The sequence below is a fragment of the Ferdinandcohnia sp. QZ13 genome, assembly GCF_031324165.1.
Classification (GTDB): Bacteria; Bacillota; Bacilli; order Bacillales; family Bacillaceae_L; genus Ferdinandcohnia.
The window spans coordinates 1,829,424-1,850,929 of record NZ_JAVIVW010000001.1 but is presented as its reverse complement, the minus strand read 5'-3'; the positions used below and the strand labels follow the sequence as shown (position 1 = coordinate 1,850,929).

General features: G+C 37.4%; 20 protein-coding genes. 7 read left to right on the top strand and 13 right to left on the bottom strand.

Features of this window, described 5'->3' with window-relative positions; genetic code table 11:
* Positions 1-176: 176 nt before the first annotated feature.
* The 6 genes from RGU12_RS09015 to RGU12_RS08990 all read right to left on the bottom strand — a co-directional run bounded on the left by RGU12_RS09015 (position 177) and on the right by RGU12_RS08990 (position 4,200).
* Positions 177-674: a UCP033725 family protein gene (locus RGU12_RS09015; protein WP_309535772.1), complete on the bottom strand. Its 498-nt coding sequence runs from the start codon at positions 672-674 to the stop codon at positions 177-179.
* 94 nt (positions 675-768) lie between these two features.
* The gene (locus RGU12_RS09010) at positions 769-1,011 is read right to left on the bottom strand and encodes an Imm59 family immunity protein (RefSeq protein ID WP_309535771.1); all 243 of its coding nucleotides are present in this window, start codon (positions 1,009-1,011) and stop codon (positions 769-771) included.
* Positions 1,012-1,244: 233 nt separating this feature from the next.
* Positions 1,245-1,493 (bottom strand): hypothetical protein, encoded by a 249-nt coding sequence (locus RGU12_RS09005; protein WP_309535770.1) that lies wholly within the window; start codon positions 1,491-1,493, stop codon positions 1,245-1,247.
* A gap of 62 nt (positions 1,494-1,555) precedes the next feature.
* A complete protein-coding gene (locus RGU12_RS09000) occupies positions 1,556-2,161 on the bottom strand; it encodes a hypothetical protein (RefSeq protein ID WP_309535769.1) in 606 nt (201 codons plus the stop codon).
* Positions 2,162-2,178: 17 nt separating this feature from the next.
* Positions 2,179-3,405 carry a glycohydrolase toxin TNT-related protein gene (locus tag RGU12_RS08995; RefSeq protein WP_309535768.1) on the bottom strand — a complete coding sequence of 409 codons (1,227 nt, stop codon included), beginning with the start codon at positions 3,403-3,405 and terminating at the stop codon, positions 2,179-2,181.
* Positions 3,406-3,429: 24 nt separating this feature from the next.
* On the bottom strand, positions 3,430-4,200 hold the full coding sequence (locus RGU12_RS08990) for an enhanced serine sensitivity protein SseB C-terminal domain-containing protein (protein WP_309535767.1): 771 nt from the start codon (positions 4,198-4,200) through the stop codon (positions 3,430-3,432).
* Between the two features lie 220 nt (positions 4,201-4,420).
* Between RGU12_RS08990 and RGU12_RS08985 the strand changes: the two genes are divergently transcribed.
* Positions 4,421-4,957, top strand: a complete 537-nt coding sequence (locus RGU12_RS08985) for a ribonuclease H-like YkuK family protein (protein WP_309535766.1) — start codon at positions 4,421-4,423, stop codon at positions 4,955-4,957.
* Positions 4,958-5,395: 438 nt separating this feature from the next.
* Here the strand turns inward: RGU12_RS08985 and RGU12_RS08980 are convergent, their stop codons facing one another.
* From RGU12_RS08980 to RGU12_RS08965, 4 genes are all read right to left on the bottom strand, one after another.
* Positions 5,396-6,010 (bottom strand): PH domain-containing protein, encoded by a 615-nt coding sequence (locus RGU12_RS08980; protein WP_309535765.1) that lies wholly within the window; start codon positions 6,008-6,010, stop codon positions 5,396-5,398.
* 143 nt (positions 6,011-6,153) lie between these two features.
* A complete protein-coding gene (locus RGU12_RS08975) occupies positions 6,154-7,257 on the bottom strand; it encodes a GerAB/ArcD/ProY family transporter (RefSeq protein WP_309535764.1) in 1,104 nt (367 codons plus the stop codon).
* 20 nt (positions 7,258-7,277) lie between these two features.
* Positions 7,278-8,369 carry a Ger(x)C family spore germination protein gene (locus tag RGU12_RS08970; protein ID WP_309535763.1) on the bottom strand — a complete coding sequence of 364 codons (1,092 nt, stop codon included), beginning with the start codon at positions 8,367-8,369 and terminating at the stop codon, positions 7,278-7,280.
* Between the two features lie 25 nt (positions 8,370-8,394).
* Positions 8,395-9,918, bottom strand: a complete 1,524-nt coding sequence (locus RGU12_RS08965) for a spore germination protein (protein WP_309535762.1) — start codon at positions 9,916-9,918, stop codon at positions 8,395-8,397.
* A 420-nt stretch (positions 9,919-10,338) separates the two neighbouring features.
* Here RGU12_RS08965 and rlmD point away from each other — a divergent pair, with 420 nt between their 5' ends.
* Positions 10,339-11,709, top strand: coding sequence for a 23S rRNA (uracil(1939)-C(5))-methyltransferase RlmD (gene rlmD, locus RGU12_RS08960; RefSeq protein ID WP_396232337.1), 1,371 nt, complete (start codon positions 10,339-10,341; stop codon positions 11,707-11,709).
* A 157-nt stretch (positions 11,710-11,866) separates the two neighbouring features.
* The gene (locus RGU12_RS08955; RefSeq protein ID WP_309535760.1) at positions 11,867-12,835 is read left to right on the top strand and encodes a cation diffusion facilitator family transporter; all 969 of its coding nucleotides are present in this window, start codon (positions 11,867-11,869) and stop codon (positions 12,833-12,835) included.
* 46 nt (positions 12,836-12,881) lie between these two features.
* On the opposite strand, the gene RGU12_RS08950 is transcribed toward RGU12_RS08955, so the two are convergent.
* The gene (locus RGU12_RS08950; protein ID WP_309535759.1) at positions 12,882-14,417 is read right to left on the bottom strand and encodes a glycine betaine uptake BCCT transporter; all 1,536 of its coding nucleotides are present in this window, start codon (positions 14,415-14,417) and stop codon (positions 12,882-12,884) included.
* A gap of 278 nt (positions 14,418-14,695) precedes the next feature.
* On the opposite strand from RGU12_RS08950, the gene RGU12_RS08945 reads away from it, so the two are divergent.
* Positions 14,696-17,293 (top strand): putative bifunctional diguanylate cyclase/phosphodiesterase, encoded by a 2,598-nt coding sequence (locus RGU12_RS08945; protein WP_309535758.1) that lies wholly within the window; start codon positions 14,696-14,698, stop codon positions 17,291-17,293.
* Between the two features lie 38 nt (positions 17,294-17,331).
* On the opposite strand, the gene RGU12_RS08940 is transcribed toward RGU12_RS08945, so the two are convergent.
* Positions 17,332-17,625: a hypothetical protein gene (locus tag RGU12_RS08940; protein WP_116352777.1), complete on the bottom strand. Its 294-nt coding sequence runs from the start codon at positions 17,623-17,625 to the stop codon at positions 17,332-17,334.
* 73 nt (positions 17,626-17,698) lie between these two features.
* Positions 17,699-18,928 (bottom strand): benzoate/H(+) symporter BenE family transporter, encoded by a 1,230-nt coding sequence (locus tag RGU12_RS08935; RefSeq protein WP_309535757.1) that lies wholly within the window; start codon positions 18,926-18,928, stop codon positions 17,699-17,701.
* A 271-nt stretch (positions 18,929-19,199) separates the two neighbouring features.
* On the opposite strand from RGU12_RS08935, the gene RGU12_RS08930 reads away from it, so the two are divergent.
* The 3 genes from RGU12_RS08930 (at position 19,200) to RGU12_RS08920 (ending at position 21,499) form a co-directional block, all read left to right on the top strand.
* Positions 19,200-19,997: an enoyl-CoA hydratase/isomerase family protein gene (locus tag RGU12_RS08930; RefSeq protein ID WP_309535756.1), complete on the top strand. Its 798-nt coding sequence runs from the start codon at positions 19,200-19,202 to the stop codon at positions 19,995-19,997.
* A 107-nt stretch (positions 19,998-20,104) separates the two neighbouring features.
* Positions 20,105-20,554: an acyl-CoA thioesterase gene (locus tag RGU12_RS08925; protein WP_116352780.1), complete on the top strand. Its 450-nt coding sequence runs from the start codon at positions 20,105-20,107 to the stop codon at positions 20,552-20,554.
* A 72-nt stretch (positions 20,555-20,626) separates the two neighbouring features.
* The gene (locus RGU12_RS08920) at positions 20,627-21,499 is read left to right on the top strand and encodes a PaaX family transcriptional regulator (RefSeq protein ID WP_309535755.1); all 873 of its coding nucleotides are present in this window, start codon (positions 20,627-20,629) and stop codon (positions 21,497-21,499) included.
* Positions 21,500-21,506 lie beyond the last annotated feature (7 nt).

Below are 21,506 nucleotides of genomic sequence, written 5' to 3'. Positions count from 1 at the left end.
CGGGACCGGAGGGACGGTTCTTGTGGTTTCAGTGATAATGTTTCGGGGCTGGGTTTGATGAAGGACTAAACGAATCGAAATCACTGCCGAAATGTCTTTCATAACCCGATCATTAAAAAAATGTTAGAGGGTCACGGATGAAATTCCCAGTATTTAAAAATTGCCCAACCAATAGATTAAGGGGTAGGCAACTTTTGATAATAACTTAAATATTCTCGAATCATGTTGTTGGGAATTAATTTCCTTGACTCGAGCTGATCCTCCCACTTTAAGATTGGCTTTTTTATTTCAACCAATGCATCGATGTCCTCCAGTGTAACCTCTTTTTGGTATACAAATTGCTCGTGTTTAATGAAACCGTAGTTATTTACATCTTCGTAATTTTTACTAAAAAGTAGAATGTAATTGTTTTCTAATGTACTAGAGTTAATTCCATAAGTTTCAAATTCCTTGCCTTTGTAAATTGCGTTTATTTTTTTTAGGTAAACTAAATCAACATCTGAGATTGCTATATCTTTTTCAAAAATATCTTTATGTGGTCTTCCTAAGACGTCCACGTATTCCTTAAATCCATTCGTTTGTTTGTCGTTTACATCATAACTAGTTAAGTTTAACAGATCACCGTTTATTGTAACCTCGTAAACTATGCCTTTGTAAATACAATATTCAATCATCCAAATTGTCCCCTATATGTTGTTAGAAAAGAATAAAAAGTAAGGTTTTATTGGTGAACGGGCTATTTAACAAAATGATTAATGAAAGAGGTTTTTATAGACTCCTTAAAATCTTATCAGCCCTTAAACGTTCAATAAATTCGGTCAGAGCATCACTTTCGCTTTGAAATTTGACTTGATTTCTTATGCTGGCACGTTCGTCCGTTGAGTAAACTATCCATGTATTATCTTTTATAATAATTCCAACTTCATTCGGGTAAGAATTTCGCATGGAAAACCAATTAAAATTCTGAAGATTTTCGGATTTAATCATTTTCAAGGCTTCTTCTCTAGTCATTTTTTCACCTTTATTTGTCATTTAGTCATTCAATTGAAAGTAGGGTTATAAAAAATTGCCCAACACAATTTAGGGGTTAGGCAATTTTTTTATATCTGACTTAAATACTCTCGAATCATGTTACTGGGAATGATTTCCCTTGATTCCGGCTGGTTCTCCCATTTTAAAATCTGCTTTTTAATTTCAACTAATCCCGCTGGATATCATCGAGTGCAACTTCAATGAAATTTTCTCTATATAGATAGATTTTGAAACTTGTTTAATCCTCTTACTCTTTTAATAAAATTTTCTAGTGCTTTTTCCTCGGAATCGAACTCTTTTTCAGAAATGGCATTGGTGCGTTCGTCTGTTGTTGAAACCCTCCAGATATTTCCTTGTTGACTGATTAGCACTTCGTTCGGACTAATATCATGATCGTTAAACCAGTTAAAGAATTGTAGATTCTCGTTTTTAATTATTTGCATTGCCTCTTCTTTCGTCATTATGAACACATCTCCTCTAAGAATGACTAATAAGGAGTTCAGGGCTAGAATAATAGGTTCAACTATTTTATAAATAACCCGATATCTTCATCGTCAAATTTTTCATGAAGAAGACCCTGCTGGATTAGTTTTTGTTCAAGTTCCTTAATTAGATGCAAAGAGTAAGTCAAACGATACATGACAAAAATGCCTCGATCGATACTCAACGGCATAGTGGTGAAGCTTTTTTGATTATTGCGATTCATATAACTGATTAGCATAGTATTATTAGTATCCATTTCACTATATATAGTCTGTGGATTTTTGGTGTTGAATGTATAAAGACTGTTTGGTACTCCAAGTTTTTGAAAATAGGAAATAAGCTCATTTATATTGCTAAAATCATGAACAGGATTATCCCATGGAAAAATATCATTGAAATAGAACTTTTTTAATAAGTTGAGTAAGAAATATTTGGTCGCTTTTGCTTCATTATTAAATGTAACAATACCCTCTTTTTCAGGACCGGGCCGTCTTTCAAAGTTCATCTCAGAATACTCAATCGTATTTCCGAATTCAAGCTGAGCGTAATTTACGTAAGGTGATTTTACTTCTTTTAAAATATGATTATCAAAGCTTACTTCAATACCTACATATTTGCATATTTGGATCAATTGGTTTTTGTTCATTTGCTTCATTCCTTTTATTATTTGATATATCCATATTTGATTAGGTTTTCTACTGTTGCAGGTACTTTGTTTCCGAAGTCATCAAAGATTTCGATTTTTGAATAGTATTGAGTGCCTCCACCAACTTCATCAAACCAAGGAGCTATTTCTCCTGCACGCACGTCAAATTCCCTGATAATCGTGTATTGTTGATAAGGCTGTTGCGTCATATGCGGTGGTAAGGCTCTGCTTTCATAGCTAGATCCTGCAGGGGAGAAGTATTGACCACTGCCATTACTACCATATCGGTCAATTTCTGTCCCAGGTTTTAACGTCTCAATCTGATATTCACCATTTTTAAATCCATCAATATTTGGGTCTCCCTTTGTACCTGGCCAGTTTATTGCACCGGTTTCCTGATTATAATATTTAGGGTTATCATAAACGTCTTTATACTTTAAATATAAATCATCATCAGGGCGATGTGTCCAGCCATCTAATTTTGCACGTTCTGCTGGATTAATTGTATCTGGAGTACGTGGTTTTTCGTGATAATCAGGTTTTGAAGAGCCCCCAAAATCATCTACCACCCTAACCCCACCGACCTCATCAACAACTTTTGCACCTTTAGTCAATTTTACCGCTTTATCTACACCTTTTGTACCCACAATTGCGAGGGCAATTTCTCCAAAAGCACGCCCAAACCAATTTCCTCGGCTTTCGGCATCACCGTTGATCACATCTTCGTTCCATGATGTTTTGATTGCATCCCATATTCCTTTTGCGGTTTCGACCGGGTGTTGGATGACATGTACGAGCCCTTTAAAGGTTTCAACAGGGTGGGTGATAATGTTCCAAATGCCTTTAACTGTGTCTACACCGACGTCCCAAAGACCAGTTGCAAATCCTTTTACGGAGTTGCCCACGACCCCAAAGAAATCCCCAACCGATTCCCAAAATGATTTTTTAGGGGGCGCGGTTAATTTTTGTGAATTAGAGTTTACTTGTTTATCCGCTTGTTCATAACGAGCTACACTAGTATCCACGAAACTATGTAGTTGGTTGAGACGTTTTTCTAGAGCATGGATGGAGGATGCCATAGAACTTAAATTTGCACCAATCCCTTGCCTACTTGTGATTTGACTGTCAATCGCATGGCGTAGACTAGAAAGACGACTCTGTGTATCAGTCAAATCGGAAGTGATTCCTTTTAGCCGACTGTTTGAGGAACGGACACTATTCACTTTAATGTCTATTTGAGCCATTTCTTTACCTCCTTTCGTGAATTTTTATCGGAACATGGAGTTTAAATCATCTATGGTTGTTCGAATATAAAAGGGCTCGGTCCCGTTAATGATAGATTTTGTTAGTGGAAGATCCTCAACCAGGATAAGAATTTCAATTCGTTGCTGAGAATTTTCATTAGCAACTTTATATACTTGTAATAATAGTTCCTCGGCACCTTCCTCTTCTTGTTCTAGGGTAAGTCCAATCAAAGGGATTGGATTACTTGATCTAGAGGGATTATAAATATGTGTAAAATAAGCATTTTTGATAGTTGGGAAATTTTTAAGTTTGCTGGAAATAACCTCAAGGAATTGTTGTGGGATTTCTGTCATCTGGTTAGTTAGGAAATTCTGTTTTTCTTCAAGGTCTAACTCCTCAAAAAAGTAATGAAGAATTCTTCCGTCACGTAACGTATCTAGTTCCTCTTGGATAATCTTTTTACTGATATCAAATCCAGGATTGAGTACCCAGGGTATCTCAGGTTCAATCAACTGTAAGAGATGACGTGTTGTAATTTTTATATACTTATATTTTCCTCTATAAATCTGGTTGAACTTCTCGATACTGGAGTAAACAGGTAGGACAAGTTCATTATTCATTTCGATATGTTTCAACTGGAGAATAGGCTCTGAAGTTTTTTTATCTGAGGACACTGTGCCAATCACAACAATTTCTAAATCCATAAAGGCTTTATAGAAATAATAACGCTTCATCGGATTCGTTATGGCTTCTGACAGAAGGGTATCAAATTGGTCAATGGATTGTTTTTTCATTTTTTAAACATACACGCTCCAATTTAGGTTTATGGTAATATTATACAATTTGATTAAAGGTAAAAATAGGTAATAAAGTACTAGGTAAAATGACATATTTTTGCGTCGTGGACATCCAATTTTTGTACCATAGCATCAATTAACACACATTAACCTGTTTCCGGTCATAAAATGTATAAAAGCAGGTCGACAAAAGACTGGAAAGTTGTGATATGAATTTATGAAAAACAATTCAAACGATCACTTCTTATTTAAAAATCTAAAGGAAAAACGAATGTCATTTGAGCGAGTTTTTGAGCATATAAAAGAGTTCATGCGATCTGAACCTGGTGGGAAATATAGACTCATCATTGGTACAGATTCCCAAGTGCATCCAAGGCAAACCACCTTTATAACCGGTGTTGTGATACTTAATGAAGGAAAAGGTGTGTGGGCATGTATTCGAAAAGTGGTTGTTCCAAGAAAAATGGATCATCTGCATGAGCGAATTTCCTATGAATTATCCTTATCGGAGGAAATTGTTTCATTATTTACTGAGGAAAAGAAAAATCAACTAATCGATATTGTACTGCCACATGTATACGATGGCGCTTCATTTACAATGGAAGGGCATATCGATATTGGGGCAGGAAAGAGGAACAAAACTCGTGAATTTGTAAAGGAGATGGTTACACGAATGGAAGCGATTGGCGTGGAACCTAAAATAAAACCAAATGCATTTGTGGCTTCTAGCTACGCAAACCGTTACACTAAATAGGGCTGAAATTGGGGTGGATTCACACCTTGCACGCTAAAACGGAATCAGTGCCTGGCACCCAGCGAATTTGAAATCTTGCACCTTCGCTGGGCATCAGGCACTGATTTTTTGCTTTGGATTTAACCTGCTGGGGGATAGGTGGATGAAGAGGAAAAGGAATCGAAAACTGGAGCGGAATCTCCTTCATACGTGGGATGAAAAGGAAAAGAAATCGAAACCTAGAGGAGAATCCCCTTCATACGTGAGATGAAGGGGAAAAGCAAACCGAATCGTGAGCAAAATCCCTTTCATACACTAACCGATCCACAAAACTAATCTAAATCCAAACCAGAATTTCCTTCAAACTCCCTCTAGCCCCACACCCAATAAAAATGACAAAACGGCATTCAAAAGCCAACTTAAATCAACTTTTCGAACGCCGTCAAAACATACAACTTATTAGTTATTAATATACTTTTCGAATACTTCGCCAAAGTCTTTTCTGTGGTATTGATCACGTGCTGAGGACATCCAGGAGAAGCCGTATTCTGTCAATTGCTTATATTCCTCAGCCAGACCGACATCTGTAGTTCTTGAATTATGCAGTACCGAAACGGCTTTATCCAAGCTATTGATCGCCATATCGTACATGACGCTATTTTCATGGATGATCTCAGATATATATACGAGTGCTTTATATAAATCATTTAATTTATCAAGCTGTCTTTTATCAACGTCAATACTATAGGCCTGGTTTCCTAGATTAAATTTGATCTCAATATCTAAATCCACCCTACCAGCTGTTTCAAGGAACACATTTGTAATTTTATGCTGTGAATAGGGGTAGCGCTTTAAAACCCTTTTAGAAGAAACAGCATTCGCACCGTCAACATGGATGAATGCAATATTTGTGAAACAATACTCATCTGCCTTTGTTTTGATTAAAAAATAAATCTTCTCATTATCCTCATGACGTATGTAATCATCTGCGTCCGTCTTGTCATAATCCTCAGGGCCAATAATTTTTCCAATGTCAGATAAACCTAATGCATCTGCTGCAAACTTTTTTAACATGAAAACTCCCCCTTCATCTAACTTCTAGCTCCGACTTCATTATATCGGGTTTATTGAGTGGATATAACTAGAAATTTTCCTGCTGAAGTACTATTGAAAAAAATCAACCAAAAAAGGTGGAGCAACAGATCGTGTAGAGTCTCTTAAGCTTTCTTTTGCTTTTTTATTTGTTGACGAATGAGACTAATAATGAATAGCAAAGGGATGTAACCGAATAGAAATAACATTCCATTATATTTAATCATTTTTGAAATTAACTGTGTGTAATACATATCGATCAGGAAGCTATTGGTGAATAAATAAGCAACTAGAAAAACGATTAGGATATAAGTCGGCTTTATCTTTGGAATTGTATGTTTAATGGCCCTGACAGCAGACCAAAGGTAAATACAGATAACAGGTACTATAACTAAAAGCCATGTGAATATAAAAATAAACTCAAATCGCTCTAAAAAAGGAAGTTGAATAATCTTAATCATGGTTAACGTTGGCCATGTTAAGTGCTGCAATTTACCTTGAGAAAAGAACATAAACGTTAAAAGGGTTATACCAACATATAATAGGGTTGTCCATAATAAAGCAATATGCCCCCATTTGCTCGCTTTTTTCCCATTTTTAATGAAAGGAAAATAAACCAGTGCTGTTTCAAAACCTAAAAATAATGGAACAGATTCGGTAGCAGATATCAAATAGTCTTTTATATTATATTGGAGCAGTGGTAAAAGGTATGTAACTTCGACAAAGCCTATTAAATAAAAAAAGGATAAGGTCAAGAATCCAGGTATAATCACTCCCCAAAATGCAATTCCAGTTATGACTCGAAATCCCCCTGAGACGAGATAGTAAATAAGGCAACATAGAAGAATTGCATACTCCCAGCTAGCAATTCCATTGAATACCCAAATTTGGAGGGCATCAATATAGGAATACAAAATTCCTAATCCAGCTAGGGAAAAATAAACAGCTAAAACAAAGTTTAATGCTCCCCCTACATACTTTCCAAAAATATCTTTATGAAATGAAAGAATATCCCCAGCGGTAGACTGCTTTAGGATAAATAACATCATAAAAAACAATAGATGAAGACTTAAACCTAGGACAAGTATAGAAATCCATGCATCATGACCAGCTCCGTTAATCACGTTTCCTTGATATTTTAGTACAGCTATTCCTGTTTGAGAGGCATGAATTAAAAAGAAAAGGAAATAGGGTGATACCAGTTTATTTTCGCTCATTCTACTGTTCATTTTTAACCATCCTAGTCTAGCTAGCCTTGAAGGCCTGAATGTATAATCTCCAAATGCACATCAACATTGATGGGTAAAGAAGGGTATTGTTCATAAAAAGACTTTTCATCCCAGTTTCTATCCTGAGAGCGAACGATATTTCCAATACCTAGCGGATCAACTCCATTTTCTTTAAATGTATCCAATAGGTCCTCTGTGTCTTTTTTTACATTTTTTGCAATCAATTCTCTGATTGCCTTAATATCTTCTGGATTCTCTAAATCAAATCGTTCAGGACGATCAGTGATACTCCAGATGAGATCTAGTTTAAGATTTAATTGTTGCTTAGTTTTTATCCACTCCCACGAGTTTTTACTTCTGAATCCTTGAATGACAATATTTCCCTTCCGATCTTCATGATTGTAGTCTACTTCATAAGTTGCCTGTGTTCGATAATCCTCTAGAATGGAGAAAATAAACGTTTCTCTTATATTTAAGTGAAGCTTGAGCTTATCATCTTTGAAAATACCAACTTTATCTACCTGGAGCTTATCGTCCTCATCTATCGTTAGCATTGGTACATACGGATCTACTCCTTCACCGTAAAAGTGGTTTAAGAAGACATGAAGGTTCATTCGAGGGATCAGTTGTCCCGTCATATTTTGTTTGATCTGTTCAGCTAATGTCAGGTCACCCTGTTTTTTAAAGGTCTGAAGGGTTTCTTCAGCGCTGTGGGTAGAAACAGCAATTTGGATATTGGTAGCTATTTGTGGTTGGACAAGAAGTCGATCTACCACATCACGAATGCCAGCTTTGGCAAAGTCATTTCCAATCACTATAACCCTTATTTTGGCTAACTCAACCGGGGTACTGGTATGGGTCGCCATCCTGGGGGATAACAGAGCAACTGCATCCGATTTCTCCTGTAAATAATGAATTTTAGTGCTGCTCTTACTATGGGTGTATTCAGGAAATAAGGCGGTGCCAATCACTTCTCCGTTATCAGCTATATCAAAGCCAAAAACATGGACAATGCTCAATTTATCGACAATTTTCGTTCTTGAACAGCCTACTAGACCAGTTAGACAAACAAAAACTAAGACAAATATGAAACTTTTTCTCCATTTACCCATTTTATCTCTGCTTCCTTATAAAAATTTATTCTGAATTCAATCCTTCCTCAGGATCTTGGTCATTAGCGGGAGCAAAACGTTCCTTGCTCAAAGGTCTAACGTACTTCGGACGTGAATTTTGTTTTGTAAAATCAGGTCTTATAAAGGAACCAAGTGCCCACCCTTTTCTATAAGGATAAAGTGGGACCATATATGGAACCCCAAATGATTTTAGTCGAGTTAAATGACCGATTAGAAAAAGAATTCCTACATAGATACCTAAGCCTCCCCAAATGGCAGCACATATGATAAACGGATATCGCAACATTCTCACGGCAGAAGACATTTTATAAATGGGCGTTGTAAAGGACGCTAAGGCTGAAAGAGCCACAATAATTAATAAAATATTACTGGTTAATGCTGCTTCAACAGTAGCCTGGCCAATTACAATGCCTCCAACAATCCCTAGTGTTTGTCCAATTTTAGTGGGGAGTCGTGCCCCAGCTTCCCTTAGAAGATCAATAGTTACTTCTAAAAATAAAACTTCAATGAAGGGAGGGAACGGAACATTGGCTCTTGAATTGATAATAGGACCAAGTAAGTCCTTAGGTATGACCTCAAAATGGTATGTTAGGATGGCTACATAAAAGGAAGTAGCAAAAATAGAAAATATCATACCAAAGATCCGTATTAATTTAAAAAAAGATGCAATCAACGTTGGAAGATAAAAATCTTCCGGATTTGAAAAGAAATCCATTAGATTTACTGGACCAATCACGGCATAGGAGGACTTATCACTAATCAGGACAATCTGCCCTACCAAAAGTGCTCCAACGGTTCGATCTACTCTCTCAGTAGAAATAAATAAAGGAAAGGGCGATGTCGAATTATCGGATATCATTTGTTCCAACTGAGTATTATCAAATATCGTATCAACGTCAAGATCAAGTACCCTTTGTTTTGCAGTGTTTACATACTCTGGATTCGTAACGCCATCTAGGTATGCAATCACAACCTTTATTCTGGACCTTGTTCCAATGACCATTTCTTCAAAAATAAGATCAGGTGAATCTAGATGTTCTCTCAGCATATGAAGATTTGTCCCAATATCTTCAATGAACCCAACCTTTGGTCCAATCACGCTAAATTCATTTTGTGTATCATTTGTTTCACGTTGCCCTAATCTCGCATTACCAATGTTAACTAGAACGAATTCATCCAATTGATTTTTGAAGGATATGGCAACGGCCCCTTGATGAAGAGCTTCTTCAATTTTTTTAGGGTCTGTTGAGAGTGTAACATCCTCTATAGGGATAATATTTTTCAAATCAGAGAGATTTTCTATGTCTGCAGCCTTCTCCTTTAAAAATGGTAATAAGGATTGTTGCAGGATTTTGCTATCAATTAATGTTTTAAAAAAACGTAAAACAATCTTATCGTTATTCTCAATTGGTGCGATTGTGGAAAAATCACTCGATTTTTTCGCCTTTTCCATTACTTCTTCTATCGTTTTTTCAACCGTTTCATAACTTTTCTTGAACTGTTTACTTACTTTCTTTTTACGAAACATACCTCCACCTAACCCCATACGAATAGTTCCGAATTCTTTCTGAATAGTATTTAACAACAAAGAAGGGAATATTCACCATCTAACACCTGTATATTGTTTAGAGCGTTTCGCCGAAAGACCAAAGGGTGAGATGTTCTGTGTTGCCGCAAAATGCGGTGATCCAGATCCCAATCCACACCATGGGGCAGCAATTTCCAACTTTTTGATGCCAAACCTAGTGAATGTTAATACTTTCTAGGGTTGTAGGAATTCCAAATTTGCAGTTTGTGCTTTATACTTGGTTAGTATGCTGTAAAATGGGATAGAAATGAACTATACCTATGTTTAAATGCCAAAATAAAATGTGAAAACCGACATTTCCATATAGATAGGTAGTTTTAAGAGGAGGAACAGCAAGTGACAGTAACAAAACCAGAGACAATGATTGTTGAAATAAAAAGCTTAGATGAAAAAGGGTCAGGACGGGCAACGGTTTGGCGTGAGAATGAGCATGGGAATAAAAAGAAGCTAAAACTTACCATTCCACAAACATTAATTGGCGAGCAAGTTCGTGTGACTGTTGACCAGCCTGATCGCAAGCGCTGGAGAACACCGGTAGATGAAATCCTAACATCAAATGAACAAAGACTTACACCACCTTGTCCTCATTTTGAAAAATGTGGCGGCTGTGTGTGGCAGCACTGGGATTACCAAGGTCAACTTCAGTACAAAACGAATTATGTGAAGCGACAAGTGGAATCACAAGGTTTCAATCCTGACCTTGTCAAAGACACCATAGGAATGGACGAGCCTTGGCATTACCGCAATAAAATGGAATTTACCTTCTCACCTGAAGGGGCACTTGGCCTACATGAACAAGGAAACTTCCGAAAGATTATTTCCCTTGAAACATGTTTAATTGCAGGAGAAAAAATGGTCGAAGGTGCAATGGAAGTTGCGCAGTGGGCAAAAGATCATCAGCTATCAGGGTATAACAAAGATCAGCACGAAGGACTTCTTCGCCATCTCATGGTGAGACAATCCTTTGCTACTGGTGAAATCATGTTAGCCCTTTTCGCAACCGAAGCACCTGATGGGCATCTTCAAGGAGCCGCGGATGATTTAGTGAAACGCATCGAAGAAAAATTCCCTGAGGTAAAAAGCTTATTATGGCTTAAAAATACGGACTGGGCTGACCGTACACAATCCGAAAAAACACATGTATTAGCGGGTCGCGACTTTATTTACGACGAAATGGACGGGTATCGATTCCGTGTCTGGTTTGATACATTCTTCCAAACAAACCCAACCCAAGCTCAAAAATTGGTTGACCTTGCGATTGAAATGGGTGAGCCGAAGAAAACAGAAAAAATGATTGATCTTTTCTGTGGGGTAGGAACTTTCTCTCTACCGTTCGCAAGTCGCGTTGAAAAGCTTGCTGGAATTGAAATTGTTGAAAGTTCAATTGAATCTGCAAAACGAAATGCAAGTGACAATGGTTTATCAAACACATTTTTCTTAGCGAAAGATGCTAGAAAAGGAATTGATGAGGTACTTGAAAGCTTTGGAAGACCGGAGTTGCTCTTACTTGACCCTCCACGTTCTGGTGCTGGTGGGAAAGTGATGAGAAGAATTGGTCGTTCACAGCCTGAAAGAATCGTCTATGTTTCATGTAATCCAGAAACTTTCGCAACAGATATTAAAGAACTCGAACCATTTGGATATACATTAAAAGCCGTGCAGCCAGTGGACCTATTTCCACATACAGTTCATGTAGAAGCGGTGGCTTTGCTTGTGAGAGAGGAAAATTAAGTGCGTCTCCCAGTAGGTTAAAAAGTAGCTTACTGGGGGAGGCATTTTTTTTATCCGAAAATATGAAGGACACTTCTATCCCGCACTTCCCCTAATAAATTTATCAAAAGTAATAAATACTACGATTATTATCAAGAATCAGCGACTGGAGGTCACTATGTCGAAAAAACAAGGTTTATTAAAGAATGGAAACAAGTCTTCTTTGATTGCGTCCATTGTAAACACGATTATTGCGATTATTAAAGGAGTTGCGTTCTTTTTCACTGGGAATGTCGCGATGTTTGCAGAAACGATGCATTCCTTAGGGGATGCCGCCAATCAATTTTTCGTGTTTATAGGGAGTGCCTTAAGTAAAAAAATGCCGACTGAAAACTATCCAAATGGTTTTGGTCGACTCGTTAATCTCGTGTTACTCGGTGCTGTTCTCATCGTTGGGATTATGAGTTATGAAACGATCAAAGAAGGATTTCTTCATATTCAACACCCAACCGAATCAAAAGGTATTGCCATTAATCTTTCTGTATTAGGATTGGCCGCTCTCTTAGAGTCCTACGTTCTTTTTAAGGCAATGAAGGAAGTTCTGCACGAAGCACATGTGGAGGCAAGCGGCTTTGCAGCTGTAGGCAAAAGCTTTAGTTATTTAGGAAAAGCAACGCCAGCAACAAAGCTTGTATTTATGGAGGATTTAGTAGCAACCCTTGGTGGACTCATAGCGATCATTGGGATTTTACTCTCCTATTATGGAGGTTTTCATGCTGCAGAAGGAATTGCCTCTATTATAATCGGTATAATGATGTTTTATGTCGTAGGCAAGGTATTTTTAGACAATGCAAAAGGAGTACTTGGTGAAGCAGACGAAGATCTAGAAAACAAAATTGCGGAGTATATTTTTACAAATCCAGAAATAAAAGATATCCGAACCTTATTTGCAATGAAAGAGGGGGAGGATTTTCACATTGAAATGAAATTAGAAATTGAACCGAATCTAACGGTTAAAGAAGCGTTTCAAATCAAAGACCGAATTGAAGAAAAGATTCAGTCAATAAAAGGAGTGACTGACGTCATCATCGAATTCGTGGAAGATGACGGAGTGAAGACATGGGCGCAAGGACTTATTCCACAATAAAACACGCAAAAACCGGAATCAAAAGTGATTCCGGTTTTTTAGTCAACTATTGTTGCTGTGGAGTAGCCGTTTTTGTCTTATGTTTTGGTTTCAAATATAAACCAAGTTCCTTCTTCTCTTTTGTTAATGAACGATACAGTGAAATCATCATTAGTACCATTATAATGGAGAATGGAAAAGCTGCTGCAATAAGGGCATTTTGTAAGGCTTGTAAACCACCGCTGTATAATAATATTAAAGCAACGGTTGATTGTAAAATACCCCAAGTTAGTTTTACATTGTTTGGCGGTGTGAGTGATCCGTATGTGGTTTGCATCCCTAAAACAAATGTTGCAGAGTCAGCAGACGTAATAAAGAATGTCGCTACAAGAATAATAGCCACCACCGATAAAATAACCGAAAGAGAAGATTCATTAAAGATTGCGAAAAGAACCTCTTCTGTAGCAAATTGGGAAAGGTCAACAATGCCTTCCTTTTGGACTTCTACTGCAGAAGTACCGAATACCGCAAACCATAGAAAGCTTACAAGAGCAGGAAGCAATAAAACACCTATCATAAATTGTCGAATCGTTCTTCCTTTTGATACACGTGCAATAAAAATTCCTACAAATGGCGACCATGAAATCCACCAAGCCCAGTAGAAAATCGTCCAACCGTTAATCCAAGAGCGGTGTTCCTCATTAAGTGGAGCTATTCGGAAGCTCATTTGAACAATATTTTGTATATATCCGCCAATTGAATCTGTAAACATGTCAAGAATTAGAATTGTAGGACCTGCTACGAACATTAAAATGAGCAGGACAGTTGCTAAAATCATATTGGCATTACTTAAATATTTAATACCTTTACTTAATCCCGACCATGCAGACATCATAAATAAGACGGTAACAATCGCAATAATGATGAATTGAACGAAGAAATTATTAGGTATCCCAAGTAGAAAAGAAAGCCCTCCATTGATTTGTGCAGCTCCAAATCCTAATGTGGTTGCAACACCAACAACCGTTGCAAACACAGCTAACACATCAACCAGTGTACCTAGTTTTCCTTCCATAGCTTTTTTTCCTAAAACAGGCTTTAAGGTTGCTGAAATGAGCCCAGGTTCGCCTTTGCGGAAATTAAAATAAGCTAAGGCAAGTGCCACGAGCGCGTATACTCCCCAGGCGTGAATCCCCCAATGGAAAAATGTATAACGCATTGCTTCTTTTTGAGCAGCATCAGTAGCACCTTCTGCAACTGGAGGAGTCAGATAATGGGAAAGTGGTTCTGCGGCGCCCCAAAAGACAAGTCCAATTCCCATCCCGGCACTAAACAACATAGCAAACCAGGAGATATTTGAATACTCGGGTTTTTCATCGGGTTTTCCAAGTGGAATTGTGCCAACAGGGCTAAAAATAAGGAAAATACAGAAGATTACTATGACTGTAACTAAAATTAGATAATACCACCCAAAAGCGGAAGTGATAAATGCTTGTATATTACTTGTTACTTCTTCGAAACTTTTGGGTGCCGCAACACCATAGATGACAGCTGCGAGTGTAATTGCAACTGAAATCCAAAAAACATTTGATATTTTTTTCATCATAAAATCCTTTCTTTATCGTGCGTATGTATTCACTATCTTTCCCACTCTCCTAAAAAATTTGCTCTTTTTAGGGTAACAAAGTTTATCATTTTTCGCCAACCATTCGATTTTTTTGTAATCTACTGAATTAAAAGGAAAAAATGCCCTATTGAATGAAGAGATTGCCAAATTATGAGAGAAAATATAGGAATAATCAGTCGAATGTATGATATTATTATCATAATCATAGTGAAAAATGTCGTTTTACATATTTAGGATGAACTAGAGGAGACTTTATGATAGGATTTATGCAATTAAAAGGCAAAGGCAAACTGAATAGCGACATAATCCTATTAGTAGCCCTGATGGGATTGGTCCTGTTCGCCTCTCATTTCAGATTATCACTTTTGTATGGGATTACATTTTCTTTTGCAAGTATTTTTCTATTTCTAATACTACGCATATTTGGCTATTCCGCTGCGATTGTAACAGGGCTGCTTGCAATCTTCTTTACGACCTTTTTTTCAAACAGTCCATTTTATGCAATCTTAATGCTTGTTGAAATCATTTTTGTGGGTGCATTTTTCTGGCGTGGTCGAAAAGCAAAAATGTTTTTCGTTGATGTGTTTTTCTGGCTGTTAATTGGAATAACACTGTTATTTTTTAGTGGTCGGGAATCATTGTCAGGTACTTCCCTTTACTTTCTAATATGTAAGGATATTACCAACGGATTATTCAATGTATTAGTGGCAGATGTGTTATTGGCCTATTTTCCATTTTATAAATTGGTTAAAAACCGACTTAATAAAAATAATGTGTCTATTCATCAGTTTTTATCCCAGATCACCATTTTTACCATTCTGGTTCCGTTTTTTATAAGTGTTGTTACAAATGCCTTAAATACGTTTGATCTAATAAAAAAGGACTTAAGTGTTGTAGGCGAAACGAGAGTTAATCGCATTGAAAATGAATTTCTTCAATTGGAAAAAAACAATGGTACGATTGATGTGAATCAAATTGAAGATATTATTTGGCGTAATAAAAATAAAGAGAGCGATATTATCATCTTTGATCAGTCAGATCAAATCATTGCTTCGACGGCTATGATGGATTTCGAGTATCAAAAGTATGAGATTAGGGAGATTTCACCAAGGCTTTATGAGGCCTTGCCAGTTGCTAGAAATGATGCACAGCAGATTACAAGGTGGATGGATGCCTTTTATTTTTATACAAGGGATACGGATTCATTTCGAATCATGCTGCAATTCCCGATTTCTCAATATCAACAACAGCTCTTTAATACTTCACTAGACCAGCTTAAATACTTATTTATTCTTGCATTGTCAGCGATTTTTTTTGTGATGTTCATTAGCCGACTTCTAACGAACAACTTAAGGCAGCTTACAACAATCACGACCGGGTTACCACAAAAGCTTCGTAGCTTAGAAAATATAGAGTGGCCTCAAAGCACGATTTCCGAGCTTCGTGTTTTAAGTAAAAATCTAAAAAAGATGGCGGATAAGCTGAAAGAGCTATTCCAAGAAAGTATCGAAATGAACCTGATTCTACGGGAGCAAACGACAAGGCTGAAGGAATCAGAGGACAAGCTCCATAAGCTTGCCTTTTATGATAGCTTAACATATTTGCCGAACCGCTATTTTTTCCAAAATTATGTTCGCGAGCAAATCCGTCTTAATGTTGATCATGAAATTGCGATTATCTTTATTGACCTTAACCAATTTAAGCAAATCAATGATACATTAGGACATGATGCAGGCGATATGCTTCTGAAAGCCACCGGAAATAAGCTGAAGAAGCTACAATCTGATAACAGACAAGTGTTTCGTCTTGGTGGGGATGAATTTGTGGTCGTACACTCGGTTGAAAAGAAAGAAGAAGTAAATGAAACATTAGACTTAATTGTAAAAGAATTTTCATCCTATTTTACGATAGCCGGTCAAATTCATTACATCACCGCAAGTGTCGGGGTAAGCATGTACCCCGAGGATGGAGAAGACTTGGATACATTAGTGAAATATGCAGATATTGCGATGTATATATCGAAGGAAAAGGGTGGTAACACTGTTCAGTTCTTCGATGAATCGATGAAATATAAATTCCAGGAGCGTCTTATCATTGAGAATTCCTTGCGCACGGCAGTCGATAAAGAAGGGTTCGAGCAATTTTATCAGCCTAAGTCATTTGCTGGTAAAATTACAAGCATTGAAGCCTTACTTCGTTGGAATGATCCTGTTTTAGGCCCAATTTCCCCTGGGGTATTTATTGAAGTGGCAGAGGAAATTGGATTAATTTCACAAATTGATGAATGGTCTCTTGTTCATGCATGTAGGCAGAATAAACAATGGCAGCTTGAAGATCTTCTACATGTCCCGATTTCTGTAAATCTTTCGGCAAAGCACTTCCAACAAGATTATCTTGTGTCCATGATTAAGAAGGCTTTGGAGACTTCCGAATTAGAACCAAAATATTTAAAACTTGAAATTACCGAAAGTGTGTTTATTTCGGATCAAATGCAAGTTGCTGAACAGATTCAAAAGCTGAAAGAGCTGGGTGTTCAGATTTCTATTGATGATTTTGGAAAAGGATACTCTTCCTTGTACCAACTATTAAAGCTTCCACTCGATGAAATTAAAATTGATCGAAAGTTCATCCATAATATCGATAAAAATGAGAAAAAAGCTTTACTGGTCAAGGCGATTTTTGATATTGCACACGGGCTCAAGCTAAATGTTGTTGCAGAGGGTGTAGAAACGTGGGATGAATGCAGAATGCTTATGGATATGGGCTGTGATGAAATCCAAGGCTATTTATTCAGCCGACCGATTAGCAAAGACGATATGGTTGAATTTATTAAGGAAAAGATTCCAGGATAGATCAGGGTAAGGAGGTTCCATTTGGAGCCTCCTTATTTCTATAATGTTATATTTACATCTCCGTTTTCACTAATTTCAACAGTCGTGTAGCTTTCAAATGTCGACATTTCGGTGATATCTCGTTTTTCATTACTTGCAAAGCTCTCCATATATCTTTGATACGTTTCTGGGTCCTTTACAATGTGGTAATAATACGTCATTTTTCCGTCGTTATCACTATGCGTCCTTAAGAAAAACCTGTCTTGAAACTCGTTTTTAAACCATTCTCTCGCTTCCATATGATTCGAAAAATCCGGCATGTTTTCATAAATAGATGTTATATCAATATTCATCCTGATTCACCCCTTATGAGAAATTTTCGGTTGTGATTAGTATGTCCATCTATTTACAACACATCCAAAGTTCTTAAACCCCCGGTTTCAAGTTCTGTTCAGTTTTGATTTTCTTTTCAAAATCATGTCGTTCAATTAAAAGGGAGACTAAGATACTGCCAACTATTGCCCATAGTGGCGCACCGATGTTAAAGAAATTGACACCTGACATGCCAATAATAAACGCGAAAAAGGCGCCCATTTGGAACTTACTGTCTGAAAAAGCAATCTTCAAGGAGCTTAACAGTACACCAATCATCGCTAAACCAGCAATCGTACTCACAATTACTGCTGGCATCGCAATCACAATGGGAACGACATAAGCTGCAAACACGCCAAAGCTGGCAAATAACACACCATTTAGAGCAGAAGCAGCATATCGACCTTCTTTTTTACCTGATTCATCAGAGGCACAAATGGCTGTCATTGGCCCCGCAGTATTAACGGCATGGGCTCCGAAAAAAGAAGCAAAAAATCCAAAAATAGAGCCAAAAACAGCCATCGCACTACTTGGCGGTTTAAATCCCTTCGCCATTAAAATTCCAGTCGTTTGTGCATTCTCTGTACAGATAATTAAGATGGCAAGTGGTATAGAAAGGGACATAATCGCATTCACACTGAACGCTGGCATTTCTAGTTGGGGCAGCACAAACGAACTTTGGACATTTGAAAAATTAAATTCATTTATGACAAGGGCGAGAAGTACAGATACAACTAATGCTGATAACACAGGCGGTACTTTTTTTATAAATCGTGAAGAAAATAGATAAACGATGATGGCTGAGCCGGCTAATAGGGGAGAAACTTCAACAGATGCAATCATCTCAATCGCAAACCGCATCATAACACCGACAATCATCCCCATAACAATGGGCACAGGTATCCAGTTCATCACTTTATCAATTAATCCGGAAACACCAAGTATAAGAACCATTAGATTAGCAACAAGATAGGCACCAATTGCTTCTGGTAATGAAAAATGCGACAAAGCAGCTGCAACTAACACGGCACCGGCGATTGAATAAGCCCCAGCAATGGGTTGCTTATATTTCATGGATAAAAATAATCCCAATAAACCACCAAAGAAATACACGGCAAATAACCAACTGATTGTTTGCTCATGGGTTAAACCACCACTTGATGCACCTCCAATAATAATAAGTGCAGGACCTGTACATCCGAAAATGGCTGCGACAATACCGGAACTTACGGTATTGATAGTTAGATTTTCATTCAGATCTTTGAATCTACTATTATCCTTCATTGAACCCTCCTTAAATATTCTTAATATTCGTTTTTTAATATGTAATTAGTTCCATAATAACACAGAACTAATATAAAAATTACGTATTTTTTACGAGCGTCTAAAAAACCTCCAAAAAGGCAGGTAGAAAGAGCAAATAAGAGAAAGGGTGTTATTTTCCCTTGAAAATGAGAAAAATGCAGATTTGATAATTTAAAAAAGATTCAGTATATTTGTAATTAATTACGAAAGTTTTAAAAACGTAATACATAATTTTGGGAGGTAATAAAGAATGACAACAACAGTAAACGAAACAAAAAACCTAACAGTAAAAAAAGCCAATGGAATCGCTGAAGTCCACATCCATGTAAACAAAACAAATTCCTATGACCTTGACTATTACAAAGAATTAAATGCTGCAATTGATGATATCCGTTTCGACAATGACATTAAAGTTGCAGTACTTATGAGTGACATGCCGAAATTTTTCTCAGCGGGTGCAAATATCAACTTCTTAAAATCAGCAGAGCCTCGCTTTAAAACACAATTCTGCTTATTCTGTAATGAAACGTTAGATAAAATTGCACGTTCTCCGCAAATCTGGATTGCTTGCTTAGAGGGGCATACTGTTGGTGGCGGATTAGAAATGGCTCTTGCATGTGACTTACGTTTCATGGGAGACCAAGCAGGAAAAATCGGACTTCCAGAAGTTTCTCTAGGTGTATTAGCAGGAACAGGTGGAACACAACGCCTTGCTCGCCAAGTAGGCCATTCAAAAGCTCTTGATTTGAATATCACTGGTGAAACATTAACTCCTCAAGAAGCATTAGCTATTAATCTAGTAGATCGTGTATTTCCACAGGAAGAAACAAGAGAAAAGACGTTAGAATATGCACAGAAAATTGCGAGCAGCGCTACTTACGCAACGTCTAACATTAAACTATCCATCATGAACGGTAAAGAAATGCCACTTAACGTAGCAATCCGTTACGAAGGGGAGCTTCAAAATCTTTTATTCCGTTCGCAGGATGCCCAGGAAGGCTTAAGTGCATTTATTGAAAAGCGTGAAGCTGACTGGAGTGGAAAATAAATTTAACTAAATCAAAGGCGATATCGGAACTTCCGATATCGCTATTTTAAAATAGCCAAGGCTCGGCGAACTTCCTCGAGCCTTTTTCAACAATAGGAGGATATAGTGTGAGATCAAATGAATTTCAAGTCATTGTTAACTGGGGAGATACCGACAAAGCGGGAATCGTGTACTATCCTAATTACTTCAAATGGTTTGACATCGCAGGGCACCAATTTTTTAGAAGCTGTGGATTATCACCAAACACATTAGAAGAAGAACGACAAATTATCCTGCCAATGCTTGATGCAAGATGCAGCTTTGAAAAAACATTGTTATATGATGACATTATAACGATTCGAACAGAGGTTGAAGAAATTAAAACAAAAACAATCAAGCTGCGGCATGAAGTATATAGAGGAGAAACGAGAACGGGACATGGATATGAGATACGTGGGTGGGTAAAACAAACGCCTGCGGAAATTAAAGCGGTGCCAATACCTGAGGACGTTCGCTCTATTCTACAAGAGGACCTCCACACAAATGAATCAGGTAAAAGACCTCTTTTTAATGCATAATTTCCAAAATCCTCTATAATAAAAATTAACAATATTGAAATATAACAAAAAATTGTAAGTGTGGTGACTTCGATGAAACCTAGGTCCTTAATGTTTACATTATATGGTGAATATATTAAATATTATGGAGGAGAAATTTGGGTTGGTAGTTTAATTGAACTCATGAAGCAGTTTGGGGTATCTGAATCGTCTGTGAGGGGGGCGATTTTTCGGATGGTCCAAAATAACTTGCTAGAAGTGAGAAAAGTAGGAAAGAAGAGCTATTACTCCGCAACTTCTCAAGGGAGAGTTGACGAAGGGGTTAGCAGGGTATATGCCACTCAAAATCACATGTGGGATCAGAAGTGGAGAATCCTTACATATTCGTTTCCAGAAGAAAAGCGCGAAATCCGCAATAAGATTCGTAAAGAACTGATTTGGACCGGATTTGGTAACCTCACAAATAGCACACTCGTGACGCCTAATCCCGTTGAGGATCAAGTAAAAGAAATGATCAGAGTTTACGGGATTGAAGAGTATGCGTTTTTATTCACCTCGTCTTCAATTGTAACGCATGACAATCAAAGCATTATCGATATCGGCTGGGACTTAAATATGGTAAGTGATGAATATCAAACATTCATAGATAAGTTCACGCCTAAATTTGAAGAACTGCGTGAAAAAGCGTTAAACAACACTTTGAAGGATGAGGAATGTTTTATTGAGCGAACTGTACTCGTGCATGAATACCGGAAATTTCTTTTTCAAGATCCAGGTTTTCCAAGGGATCTGCTTCCGGAGGGCTGGATTGGTATAAAGGCTCGAGAACTTTTCTGGAATATTCATCAGCTTTTATCAATACCTTCTATTCGTTACTTTGAGTCCGTTTTTGAGGAAGCACCAGATCGTGAAATTCAGGTCGAACGTGATAAAGCACTCAATCCATTTGGAGAGATCTACATCTAACCGAGGT